The sequence below is a fragment of the Pseudomonas sp. MIL9 genome (genome assembly GCF_016887925.1).
In the GTDB taxonomy this organism is placed as follows: domain Bacteria; phylum Pseudomonadota; class Gammaproteobacteria; order Pseudomonadales; family Pseudomonadaceae; genus Aquipseudomonas; species Aquipseudomonas mohnii.
On the sequence record NZ_JAFEHE010000002.1, the window covers coordinates 17,499 to 29,122 of the forward strand.

Sequence of the window (11,624 nt, forward strand, 5' to 3'; positions counted from 1 at the left end):
CAACCGAGATTAAATTTCATTGTTATGTTGATCGTGCATGAACCCGCGTGTGGAACAAGATTCGCACCGGAAGCTAAGCGGTTCAGACCATCGGGACAGGACGTCCCGGTGTGTCATCAGCCAACCGGCTCGGCCTTGCAACTCATTTCCGCCGAGCCCGGCATCTGCAACAAGGCGTCGTCGCCGTCGTACCAGAAGCTGTAGCTGCCCCTGAAATCCTTGCCGCCGTATCGGGTGCCGATAGTGCTCGGCTGCTGGTTCAGGGTAACGGAGGTGTTCGCCCACTTCAGGTACGCGACAGCCGGGTTGACCGTAAAGAAGGTGGCCGCGACCAACGCGTTCAATCCCGCGCAACGAAACGTCACGGGGCCTTCAGTCAGGCGGCTGGGGTCTTTGGTCCTGGCAATGGCGGAGCCCTGGCGCAGTTGATAGGCGCGCTCGGCATAACTTCGGACCGTGCATGCCTTGGGCTCGCGATCCGTGGCGCACTGATTACGGGCGTCGAGCCAGAACTGCTGGTCGATTTCGACCTTGTTTCGTGGCGGTACGGCGTGGTCATCCGTCAGCACCAGTAGATAGAGGCGCTGCAGTTCGATGTCCATTTGCGCCAGCTGCGGGTCGCGGCAGATCCGCTTTTCGATGGCTACTCTGGTCGTGGCGCAATCGAAGCTGGTCTTGAACTCTCGTGAAGAAGTGGCGGCACCGGCGCACAGGCTCGTTGCCGCGCACGCGCCGGCGGCGAGGAGAGAGGCCAAAAGGGGTGTGAGCGTTTTCATTCCGGCTTCACCTGAATCATGACGTCATGCCTGCGCAAACATTCGCTCGCACTGGGTGTATCGCAGTGTAAGGCAGGTATCGAAACCTGCCACACCAAGGGGGGATCAGCAGGGAACGTGATCAACTATAACTCGCTACTCAGTCTTCCCGGCGGATCGTGGACACGTCATTGGCGTTGACTCTGACCTTGGCTCCGGAAATGTCCTCGAACTCGAAGAAGCCGTCCTTGGTCTTGGTTTTAGGCATGTCCTTGGTCAGATACTGTGTGCCGTTCTGCAACGTCACTACCGTTGGCGTCGAGCAGCCGGCCAGTGCCAGAAAGGCCGCGATTGCCAGGGGCAGGCCGAAAGTCTTGATGTTCATATCCACCTCTCATACTTCAAAAAAACGCTGCCATGGCCGCAAACGACCGCAGCTCTAACGCGGTTGGTGCCGCGCAAAGGCAGAAAGTTCGACATCCGCTGAAAATTACCTGGCAGTGCCGCCTTTTATCCCTTTTCGTTTGCATCGGGCAGGGGGTAACTGGTATCTGTACGCATAACCAGTACTCGCTTGCCATGGCCCTTTTTCCTGTGATTGCAAACCCTCTCGACGACCCGTTCTATTACCTCAATAACTTCATGCAAGTGCTTGATTGGCTTGAGCATCGCTATGCCGATGTACTGAGCCTCGAGGAGCAGCGCTTCATTCGTGAATTCAATGGCCTGCCGCGTGAGTCCCGGGGCCTGCTGGTCAGAATGGTCATGCGCAAGGGCATTCACTTCAGGGCCGGCAAGCTGCATTACGTCGAGATCGGCGACATCGCCAGCGCCGCCGGCCCGTTACTGGCGCTGGGCTGGATCGATTCACGGGCGCCGTTGACGCTCGAGACGCTGTTCGAGGTCTTGCTCAAGGCCGAGATCGTGCAATGCCTGGGCAGCGCCATCGATCAACCCAAGGGCAAAAAAGCCGACTGGTTGCCGGCGCTGAGCGAGCGGTATCCAGAAACGCAAAGCTTCCGCGACTGGTGCCCGACACTGGACGATTGCCTCTACAGTCTGACCATCATGGGCCTGTGCGATCGACTGCGCTTGATGTTTTTCGGCAATCTTTACCAGGACTGGTCCGAATTCGTGCTCGCCGATCTGGGCATCTTTACCTACGAAAAAGTCGAGTTCAGCGCCGACTCCCGCGGTTTGCGCAGCCGTGAGGACGTGGACGCCTGCCTGTTCCTGTATGAGCAACAGCAGCAGTTCGAGGCCGGTGAGGCGCTGGCGGAGGTCGTCGAGCGGATCAACGGCCTGACACTGAGCAATCCCTGGCTGCAAAGACGTCGAGACAAGCTGCTGTTCCAGATCGGTCAACACTGCGAGCGCATTGCCGACTTTGCCACCGCGTTGGCCCTGTACCGCCAGTGCGCCTATCCCGGTGCACGCCTGCGGCTGATTCGCGTACTGGAGCGCTGCGAGGAGTATGAACTGGCGCTGGAGCTCGCGACCCAGGCCGGGCAATCACCGCAAAGCGCTGCCGAACAGCAACAATTGCTCCGCGTACTGCCCAGGCTGCGGCGCAAACTCGGCGGGCCGGCGACGAAGCGTGCATCCCCTCGGGAAATGGTGCGCCTGGACCTGCAATTGCCCAGGGTCAACCCGGCCTTGTCGGTGGAGTACCACGTCCAGGCGCACTTGTCCGAAGAGGCGGCGCCGGTCCATTACGTTGAAAACAGCTTGATCAACTCGCTGTTCGGCCTGTTGTGCTGGCCAGCGATTTTCGCGCCGTTGCCTGGGGCGTTTTTCCACCCGTTCCAGCGCGGCCCGGTGGATCTGCTGAGCGAGGATTTCCACAGTCGACGTGCCGACCTGTTCCAGGCATGCCTGGCCGAACTCGATGACGGGCGATACCGGCAGACCATTGGTGAACGCTACGCGCAAAAGTGGGGCGTGCAGTCGCCCTTCGTGTTCTGGGGCGTGCTCAGCGAGGAGCTGCTGGAGCAGGCCCTCGACTGCCTGCCGGCCGAGCACCTCAAGCACTGGTTCAACCGCTTGCTGCTGGACATCAAGGCCAATCGCGCCGGCATGCCGGACCTGATCCAGTTCTGGCCGCAGCAGAAGACCTACCGCATGATCGAAGTCAAAGGCCCCGGCGATCGCCTGCAGGATAACCAGCTGCGCTGGCTGGAGTTCTGCCATGAGCACCAGATGCCGATTGCCGTGTGCTACGTGCAATGGGCGGAGCAAGACGCTTGAGCTATAGCATTGCGGTGCGGGCGCTGTGTGAGTTCACCGCCAAGGTCGGTGACCTCGACCTGCGCTTCACGCCGTCGCCGACCGCGCTGGAAGGCATCGTCGGTCATCGCACCGTGGCATCCCGGCGCACCGAGGGTTATCAGAGTGAAGTCGCGCTCGAAGGGCACTATCAGAACCTGACCGTCAAGGGCAGGGCAGATGGCTACGATCCCGGGCAAAACTGCCTGGAAGAAGTCAAAACCTACCGTGGCGACTTGAGCAAGCAACCCGCCAACCACCGCCAACTGCACTGGGCCCAGGCGAAAGTCTACGGCTGGTTGATGTGCTGCAAGCTCGATCTTGAGCAGATCAACCTTGCGCTGGTGTACTTCGACATCGTCAGCGAAAAGGAAACCTGTCTGCTCGAAGCGTTCAGCGCCGCACAGCTGAAGCAGTTCTTCGAGGAACATTGCGAACGGTTCCTGCACTGGGCCGTTCAGGAAATGACCCATCGCGAGGCGCGCAATCGGGCGGCGCAGCAGCTGGCGTTCCCCCATGCCGGTTTTCGACCGGGCCAGCGTCATCTGGCCGAGTCGGTGTTCAAGGCGGTCAGTACGGGCCGCTGCCTGATGGCCCAGGCACCGACGGGGATTGGCAAGACCGTCGGCACGCTGTTTCCGATGCTCAAGGCCCTGGCGCCCCAACAACTGGACAAGGTGTTTTTCCTGACGGCGAAAACGCCGGGACGCAAACTGGCTCTGGACGCCGCCCAGGTGATCCTCGACAGCGCCGACGCGCCACCCTTGCGGGTGCTGGAAATGGTCGCCCGGGACAAGACCTGCGAACACCCGGACAAGGCCTGCCACGGTGAGTCCTGCCCGTTGGCCCAGGGCTTCTATGACCGTTTGCCGGCGGCACGCCAGGCCGCCAGCGGGCTCAACCTGCTGAATCAGGGCGCCTTGCGTCAGGTTGCGTTGGAACACACGGTCTGCCCGTATTACCTGAGCCAGGAAATGGCCCGCTGGGCGGACGTGGTGGTTGCGGACTACAACTATTACTTCGATTTCAGTGCCTTGCTGTTCGGTCTGGCCCAGGCCAACCACTGGACTGTCGCGGTGCTGGTGGACGAAGCGCACAATCTGGTGGAGCGTGGCCGTCAGATGTATAGCGCCAGCCTCGATCAATCGACCCTCAACGGCGTACGAAAAACCGCGCCCGAAGCGCTGAAAAAGCCGCTGCAACGGGTCAACCGTGAATGGAATGCCCTGCATAACCTGCAATCAGGTGCCTACCAGGCCTATGACAAGCCCCCGGAAAAATTGCTCCAGGCGCTGTCTTCCTGCACTGCAGGCATCGGTGATTACCTGAACGATCACCCGCAAGGGCTGGACAGTGCGTTACAGAGTTTCTACTTCGAGATGCTGCAGTTCTGCCGCGTGGCCGAACGCTTCGATGAACAGTTTCTGTTCGACATCAGCAAGCGCGACCTCGACCGCAAACGATGCCTTTCGCAACTGTGCCTGCGCAACGTGGTGCCTGCCGGTTTCATCGGGCCACGCCTGACCGCCGCACGCAGCACCGTACTGTTTTCCGCGACCCTCAGCCCTCGCCACTATTACGCCGATCTATTGGGCACACCGGCCAACACCGTGTGCATCGACGTCGAATCGCCATTTCATGCCGACCAGTTGCAAGTGCACATCGTCGACCGGATCTCCACCCGATTCGTCCATCGGGAAGCCTCGCTGGCGCCGATAGTCGAGCTGATCGCCAAGCAGTTCACCCAGCGCCCCGGCAACTACCTGGCGTTCTTCAGCAGTTTCGATTATTTGCAGCAAGTGGCGCAGTTGCTGGCCGAGCGGCACCCGCAGATCACGCTGTGGACGCAGTCTCGCGCGATGGCGGAAGAACAGCGTCAGCAGTTTCTCGATCAATTCACCGAAGGCGGCGAGGGCATTGGTTTTGCGGTGCTGGGCGGGACGTTTGGCGAAGGCATCGACTTGCCCGGTGCGCGACTGATCGGCGCGTTCATCGCCACCCTGGGCCTGGCCCAGCTCAACCCGGTCAACGAACAGTTGAAGCGGCGCATGGCGGCGATTTTCGGCGCCGGCTACGACTACACCTACCTCTTTCCCGGCGTGCAGAAAGTGGTACAGGCCGCCGGGCGGGTGATTCGCACGCAACAGGATCAAGGTGTGGTGATGTTGATCGATGACCGGTTTGCCGAGAGCAAGGTCAAGCAACTGCTGCCGCGTTGGTGGTCGATTGCCCCCGCGCTCTGACGGTCCGGCTTTTTTCGCCTCACCAAATGCCCGGTTTGCCGCATACTCCTGTTAAACACCAGCGCCGAGGGACCAATGAACCAGGATCGAAGCAAAGCCAACGCCGTTGAGGACAAGCGTTTTCGCCTGTTGATCGATGCGGTGATTGACTACGCGATCTACATGATTGACCCCGACGGCATCATCACCAGCTGGAACGCCGGTGCCAGGCGTTTCAAGGGGTACGAGGAGGCGGAAATCCTCGGCCAGCATTTCTCGCGCTTCTACACCAATGAGGACCGCCGTGCCGGTTTGCCCCAACGGGCGCTGGACACGGCGATTGACGAAGGACGATTCGAAGGCGAAGGCTGGCGCGTGCGCAAGGACGGCACGCATTTCTGGTCCCACGTGGTGATTGATCCGATTATCGACCCTTCGGGAAAATTGCTGGGATTTGCCAAGATCACCCGTGATTTGACCGACCGCAAAATGGCCGAAGAAGTCCTCAAGCAGAGTGAGCAGCAGTTCCGCTTGCTGGTGCAAAGCGTTACGGACTACGCCATCTACATGCTCGCCCCGGATGGGCGCGTGACCAACTGGAATCTTGGTGCGCAGCGCATCAAGGGCTATTTGCCCCAGGAAGTGATCGGCGAGCATTTCTCGATGTTCTATACCCCGCAAGACCGCGAGGCGGGTGAGCCGCAGCGAACCCTGGACACCGCGACCCGTGAAGGGCGATTCGAAAGCAAGGGCTGGCGTGTGCGCAAGGACGGTACGCAGTTCCTTGCGCATGTCGTGGTCGATCCGATCCGGGGTGACACCGGCACCTTGCTCGGATTCGCCAAGATCACCCGCGACATCACCGAAGCGACACAGGCCCAGCAGACGCTGGAGCAAACCCGCGAAGCGCTGTTCCAGGCGCAGAAAATGCAGGCCATCGGCCAACTCAGCGGCGGCATCGCCCATGATTTCAACAATTTGTTGACCGTCATCCTTGGCAATCTGGAAATCGTCCGCAAACGTCTGGCGGATGACCCAAAAGTCGTGCGCTTGCTCGACAACGCCACCCAGGGAGCCTTGCGCGGTGTTTCCCTGACCCAGCGCATGCTGGCTTTTGCACGGCGCCAGGAGCTGAAGTCCGAACCGGTCGAGATACCGGCCCTGGTGCAGGGAATCTCAGGGCTGTTGCGCAGTTCTTTGGGACCTTCAGTGAAATTGGAAACGCGTTTTCCCGCGGATGTCGAACCGGTGATGGCCGACGTCAACCAACTTGAACTGGCCTTGTTGAACCTGGCCACCAACGCCCGTGACGCCATGCCCCATGGCGGCAAAATCGTCATCAGCACGCGCACCGAAGAGTTCCAGAAGGGCAACCGCCCGGCACTGGCTGCTGGCCGTTATGTGTGCCTGAGTGTCAGCGACACCGGGGAAGGGATGGATGAGGCGACGCTGGCGTCGGCGATGGACCCGTTCTTCACCACCAAGGGACTGGGCAAAGGCACCGGGTTGGGGTTGTCGATGGTCCACGGCTTTATCGCGCAATTGGGCGGACGGTTCGTCCTCAAGAGCCAGAAAGACCAGGGCACCACGGCGGAACTGTGGTTGCCCGTCGCTACCGAGCGCACGGCTGCCCTCGTTGCCGACGAGCCCGTGACACCGGATGTGCCTCGCCTGTGCGTCCTGGTGGTGGATGACGACAGCCTGGTGCTGACCAGTACCTGTCTGTTGCTGGAAGACCTTGGCCATCGAGTCGTCAGCGCAACATCCGCTGTCCAGGCACTGGAAATATTTACGGGGCAACAGGGCATTGACCTGGTGATCACCGACATGGCCATGCCGCAGATGAGTGGTGCGCAACTGGCGGATGCGATCCGCACGCTGGATTCGAACGTTCCGATTATCCTGGCCACCGGTTATGCCGAGCGACTGGAAGGATTCGCCACCACGCTGCCCAGGCTATCGAAACCCTTTACTCAACTCAGCCTGGTGGAAGTGATTGCTTCGGCGATGAAGTGAGCGACCGGGTGTACTGCTCATAACGCGCCAACATCGGTTGCGTGCTGATGCCGTGCAGCACAATGCTCAGGGCCACCACCGACAGGGTCAGATCCGTACACAGGGTGGCGACCGACGCGCCGAGGCCATGGTTCAAGGCATAGAACAGGTAGTAAAAGCTGCCGATGCCGCGAATGCCGAACCAGCCCACCAACAGTCGTTGCCGGACGCTGAGCAAAGTGCCCCAGGGCATCAGCCCGACACTCAGCGGGCGAATCACGCAGAACAGCACCAGTGCGACCACCAGCGCCCGCCAGTCCCAGTGCCCCACCAGCACCACCCCGAGCAAGGTCACCAGAAACACTTCCATGGCCCGTTCGACCAGGCTGCCAAACGACAGCATGTCGCCGATCATGATTCCGGCCGCCACTTGTGTGTCCTCCAGATGCTCCACATCGCCGTGCACGGCGGCGTCCGGTTCGACGTTCTGATGACCGACCACCGGTTGCACCAGATGCTCGGCCGGGGTCCGCGAATCACCCGCTGATTGGACTTCGGCCCGGCGCAATCCCAGCCCCGCGGCAAATACCGAGAGAAAGCCATAGCCGTGCACCGACTCCGCCGCGACATACGCCAGTGCAATCAGGGCGAAGGTCAGGTAATCATTGGGCGAGAGGGTACTGTCGGCATTGCGGATGCGCATGGACAGGGTCAGACGCCCGATACCACGGCCCATGCCGTAGCCGATCAGCAAGCCGGCGGGCACGGCCCATAGCAGCCGCTTGAGTGCCCAGTCATCGAGCCAGGCGCCGGACGATCCGGCGCTTTGCTGCAGAAACAGCAAGCCCAGGATCACAAACGGGAAGGCGATTCCGTCATTCAGGCCCGCCTCGCCGGACAGCCCGAAGCGCACCGGGTCGGCATCCTTGGCATCGTTGACCTGGACCAGCGAGGCCAACACCGGGTCGGTCGGGGCCAGGATGGCGCCGATCAACAGCGAGACGCCCCAGGGCAGCGCGAAGGCAACATGAAGGAGCAGGCAGACGCCGGTGATGCTCAGCAGCATCACCGGTCCCGCCAACCCGAATGCCACGCGCCATTTGCGATCCCTGAGCGGCAGGCGCAGCTTGAGCCCGCAGACAAACAACGAAAAAAGCACCGCGACTTCCGTCAGGTGCTCCATCCAGTCAGAGGCATCCTTGATATCCAGCCGTAGCCAGCCCAGGCCGGCCGGACCGATGCCCACCCCCAGCAGCAGGCACACCGCCGAGGTGGTCACCGGCATCCAGCGCAGGTAGGACGAGGCGAGTGCCAATGCCAGCAGCACGGCACCCAGCACGGCGACCCAGGCAATGAAGCTCATGGCCTCGGGTCATCAGCTGCGGACATGGCAATCTCCAGAAATCAAAGGCCCGCCAGTGCAGGGCCTATGAAGGGTGGAGCACCAGAGTGGTCGGCCGGTTCCATCTTTGCGTCACCCGATTCGTCAAAGGATCGGTTTGCCGCCCGTCACGCCAAAACGCTGGCCGGTGATGTAGCTGCCTTCGTCCGAGGCCAGCAGCACATAGATCGGCGCCACTTCCACCGGTTGGCCCGGACGGCCGAGCGGGGTGTTGGCGCCGAAGTTCTGCACCGTTTCTTCCGGCATGGTCGAGACGATCAGCGGCGTCCAGATCGGCCCCGGCGCCACGCTGTTCACGCGGATGTTCTTCGGTCCGAGCATCTGCGCCAGGCCGGCGGTGAAGTTGGCGATTGCCCCTTTGGTCGTGGCGTAGGCGAGCAGGGTCGGGTTGGGCATGTCGGAGTTGACCGAACTGGTGTTGATGATCGAACTGCCGGGTTTCATGTGCTTCAACGCCGCCTGACAAATCCTGAACATTGCGGTGATGTTGACGTCGAAGGTCATCAACCACTCTTCGTCGGGGATTTCTTCGAGGGTTTCGTGGGTCATCTGAAACGCAGCGTTATTGACCAGCACATCGATGCGGCCGAAACGCTCGACGGTTTTCTCCACCAGCGCCCGGCAATGCACCTTGTGCGCAAGATCGCCCGGCAGCAGCAGGCATTGGCGCCCGGCCTGTTCGATCCAGCGTGCGGTTTCTTCGGCGTCTTCCTGCTCATCCAGATACGCAACGGCCACATCGGCGCCTTCACGGGCGAAGGCAATCGCCACGGCTCGGCCAATTCCGCTGTCGCCACCGGTGATCAAGGCAATCTTGCCCTGCAGCCGACCCGAGCCCTTGTAGCTTTGCTCGCCACAGTCGGGATAAGGGTCCATTTTGCGCTGGGAGCCGGGAACGGGTTGCTGTTGTTTGGGGAAGGGTGGTTTTGGGTAGGTGGCCATCATCAATCTCCGATCTCAAGGCTGGGAGTCAAAGGGTTGACCCCGTTGTTTTGCGCTGAGTTCGGTTGGATTTCAGATCGGATACAACATAGGAGCCAGCCTCTGCTGGCGATGGTCTCGAGTGCGCCGCGTTCAGTCTGGTTATACGGGTCATCGTTCACGTCCATCGCGAGCAAGCTCGCTCCTACAATGGGTCGTGCCAGGTACGCATACGTGTAGGAGCCAGCCTGCTGGCGATGGTCTCGAGTGCGCCGCGTTCAGTCTGGTTACGCGGGTTATCGTTCACGTCCATCGCGAGCAAGCTCGCTCCTACAATGGGTCGTGCCCTGGTACGGATACGTGTAGGAGCCAGCCTGCTGGCGATGGTCTCGAGTGCGCCGCGTTAAGTCTGGTTACACGGGTCATCGTTCACGTCCATCGCGAGCGAGCTCGCTCCTACAATGGGTCGTGCCCAGGTACGCATACGTGTAGGAGCCAGCCTGCTGGCGATGGTCTCGAGTGCGCCGCGTTAAGTCTGGTTACACGGGTCATCGTTCACGTCCATCGCGAGCGAGCTCGCTCCTACAATGGGTCGTGCCCAGGTACGCATACGTGTAGGAGCCAGCCTGCTGGCGATGGTCTCGAGTGCGCCGCGTTAAGTCTGGTTACACGGGTCATCGTTCACGTCCATCGCGAGCAAGCTCGCTCCTACAATGGGTCGTGCCCAGGTATGCATACGTGTAGGAGCCAGCCTGCTGGCGATGGTCTCGAGTGCGCCGCGTTAAGTCTGGTTACACGGGTCATCGTTCACGTCCATCGCGAGCGAGCTCGCTCCTACAATGGGTCGTGTCAGGCGTGGAGGTTGCGCAAGCTGCGTTCCATCCGCGCAATGCCTTCTTCGAGCAGCGAGCGCGGGCAGCCGAAGTTCAGACGCACGAACTGTTGGCAGTCATCGCCGAAGTCCAGGCCGGCGCTCAGGCCGACTTTGGCCTGTTCGAGGAAAAACTGCTGGGGGTTGTCCAGCCCCAGCGCCGAGCAATCGAGCCAGGCCAGGTAGGTGCTTTGCGGTACGTTCATGCTGATGCCCGGCAGGCGGTTGCGCACGGCCTCGACCAGGTAATCGCGGTTGCCTTGCAGGTAGGTCTTGAGTTCGTTCAGCCAGGGCGCGGCTTCGCTATAAGCGACGCGGGTGGCTTCCAGGCCCAGGGGGTTGACGCTGTCGACCATGCCGCAACGGGCCTGGTTGACGCGTTCGCGCAGGTGACGGTCCTGAATGATCATGAACGAGGTTTTCAGCCCGGCGATGTTGTAGGCCTTGCTGGCCGACATCAGGGTGATGGTGCGCTGGGCGACTTGCGGGCTCAGCGTCGCCATCGGAATGTGCTGGCGACCGTCGAAACACAGCTCGGCATGGATTTCGTCGGAGATGATCCAGGCGCCGTGTTCCAGGCAGATATCGGCAATGGCCTGCAACTCGGTGCGCGGGAAGGCTTTGCCCAGCGGGTTGTGCGGGTTGCTCAACAGCAGCGCGCCGCCACCTTGCAGCGACTGGCTCAAGGTCGCCAGCGGCGTGGTGTAGGTACCGTCAGGCTGCGCCTCGAAGCCCAGTTCGACCTTGTTCAGCCCCCAGTGGCCCGGGGCATGGCGCAGCGGCGGGTAGTTCGGCACCTGCACCACGACATTCTGTTGCGGTTGCACCAGGGCCTTCAGCGCCATGTTGAAGCCCGACTCAACGCCCGGCAGAAAGATCAGTTCCTGCGGCTCCACGCGCCAAGCGTACTTGTTCCACAGATCGGCAACGATGGCCTCGCGCAAGTCGTCCGAGGCCACGCTATAGCCGACCATCGGGTGTTCCAGGCGTTTTTGCAGGGCCCGGATGATCACCGGCGGCGCAGCGAAATCCATGTCGGCGACCCACATCGGCAACACGTCGGCCGGGTAGCGGCTCCATTTGGTACTGCCGGTGTTGTGGCGGTCGAACACCTGATCAAAATCGAAAGTCATGCGCAGTCTCGTGAAAGCTGGGTTGAATATGGCGCCATGATAAGCGCCAAGCCCCTGCAG

Annotated in this window: 8 protein-coding genes; 3 read left to right on the top strand and 5 right to left on the bottom strand. The window is 61.2% G+C overall.

The window, feature by feature from the left end; all coding sequences use genetic code 11:
* Window positions 1-116: 116 nt before the first annotated feature.
* Together JQF37_RS02185 and JQF37_RS02190 are read right to left on the bottom strand one after the other, a co-directional pair.
* Window positions 117-776, bottom strand: coding sequence for an MliC family protein (locus JQF37_RS02185; RefSeq protein WP_130204233.1), 660 nt, complete (start codon window positions 774-776; stop codon window positions 117-119).
* A gap of 139 nt (window positions 777-915) precedes the next feature.
* The gene (locus JQF37_RS02190; RefSeq protein ID WP_047528837.1) at window positions 916-1,140 is read right to left on the bottom strand and encodes a YgdI/YgdR family lipoprotein; all 225 of its coding nucleotides are present in this window, start codon (window positions 1,138-1,140) and stop codon (window positions 916-918) included.
* Between the two features lie 194 nt (window positions 1,141-1,334).
* Between JQF37_RS02190 and JQF37_RS02195 the strand changes: the two genes are divergently transcribed.
* The 3 genes from JQF37_RS02195 (at window position 1,335) to JQF37_RS02205 (ending at window position 7,258) form a co-directional block, all read left to right on the top strand.
* Window positions 1,335-3,002, top strand: a complete 1,668-nt coding sequence (locus tag JQF37_RS02195) for a VRR-NUC domain-containing protein (RefSeq protein WP_130204234.1) — start codon at window positions 1,335-1,337, stop codon at window positions 3,000-3,002.
* Window positions 2,999-5,263, top strand: a complete 2,265-nt coding sequence (locus tag JQF37_RS02200) for an ATP-dependent DNA helicase (RefSeq protein ID WP_130204235.1) — start codon at window positions 2,999-3,001, stop codon at window positions 5,261-5,263. Before JQF37_RS02195 ends, JQF37_RS02200 begins: the two co-directional genes overlap by 4 nt.
* A 75-nt stretch (window positions 5,264-5,338) precedes the next feature.
* Window positions 5,339-7,258, top strand: a complete 1,920-nt coding sequence (locus tag JQF37_RS02205; RefSeq protein ID WP_130204236.1) for a PAS domain-containing sensor histidine kinase — start codon at window positions 5,339-5,341, stop codon at window positions 7,256-7,258.
* Here the strand turns inward: JQF37_RS02205 and JQF37_RS02210 are convergent.
* The 3 genes from JQF37_RS02210 to JQF37_RS02220 form a co-directional block, all read right to left on the bottom strand.
* Window positions 7,221-8,600, bottom strand: a complete 1,380-nt coding sequence (locus JQF37_RS02210; RefSeq protein WP_130204237.1) for a sodium:proton antiporter — start codon at window positions 8,598-8,600, stop codon at window positions 7,221-7,223. The two genes, JQF37_RS02205 and JQF37_RS02210, sit on opposite strands and share 38 nt — an antisense overlap.
* Window positions 8,601-8,723: 123 nt before the next feature.
* On the bottom strand, window positions 8,724-9,581 hold the full coding sequence (locus JQF37_RS02215; RefSeq protein WP_130204238.1) for an SDR family oxidoreductase: 858 nt from the start codon (window positions 9,579-9,581) through the stop codon (window positions 8,724-8,726).
* 828 nt (window positions 9,582-10,409) lie between these two features.
* Complete coding sequence (locus tag JQF37_RS02220) at window positions 10,410-11,564, bottom strand: PatB family C-S lyase (protein WP_130204239.1); 1,155 nt, start codon at window positions 11,562-11,564, stop codon at window positions 10,410-10,412.
* Between the last annotated feature and the right edge of the window lie 60 nt (window positions 11,565-11,624).

Excerpts from the sequence above, each read along its gene's own strand:
- JQF37_RS02195 (WP_130204234.1), top strand. The coding sequence starts at position 1,335 with ATGGCCCTTTTTCCTGTGATTGCAAACCCTCTCGACGACCCGTTCTAT.
- JQF37_RS02185 (WP_130204233.1), bottom strand. The coding sequence starts at position 776 with ATGAAAACGCTCACACCCCTTTTGGCCTCTCTCCTCGCCGCCGGCGCG.
- JQF37_RS02205 (WP_130204236.1), top strand. The coding sequence starts at position 5,339 with ATGAACCAGGATCGAAGCAAAGCCAACGCCGTTGAGGACAAGCGTTTT.
- JQF37_RS02190 (WP_047528837.1), bottom strand. The coding sequence starts at position 1,140 with ATGAACATCAAGACTTTCGGCCTGCCCCTGGCAATCGCGGCCTTTCTG.
- JQF37_RS02215 (WP_130204238.1), bottom strand. The coding sequence starts at position 9,581 with ATGGCCACCTACCCAAAACCACCCTTCCCCAAACAACAGCAACCCGTT.
- JQF37_RS02220 (WP_130204239.1), bottom strand. The coding sequence starts at position 11,564 with ATGACTTTCGATTTTGATCAGGTGTTCGACCGCCACAACACCGGCAGT.
- JQF37_RS02210 (WP_130204237.1), bottom strand. The coding sequence starts at position 8,600 with ATGAGCTTCATTGCCTGGGTCGCCGTGCTGGGTGCCGTGCTGCTGGCA.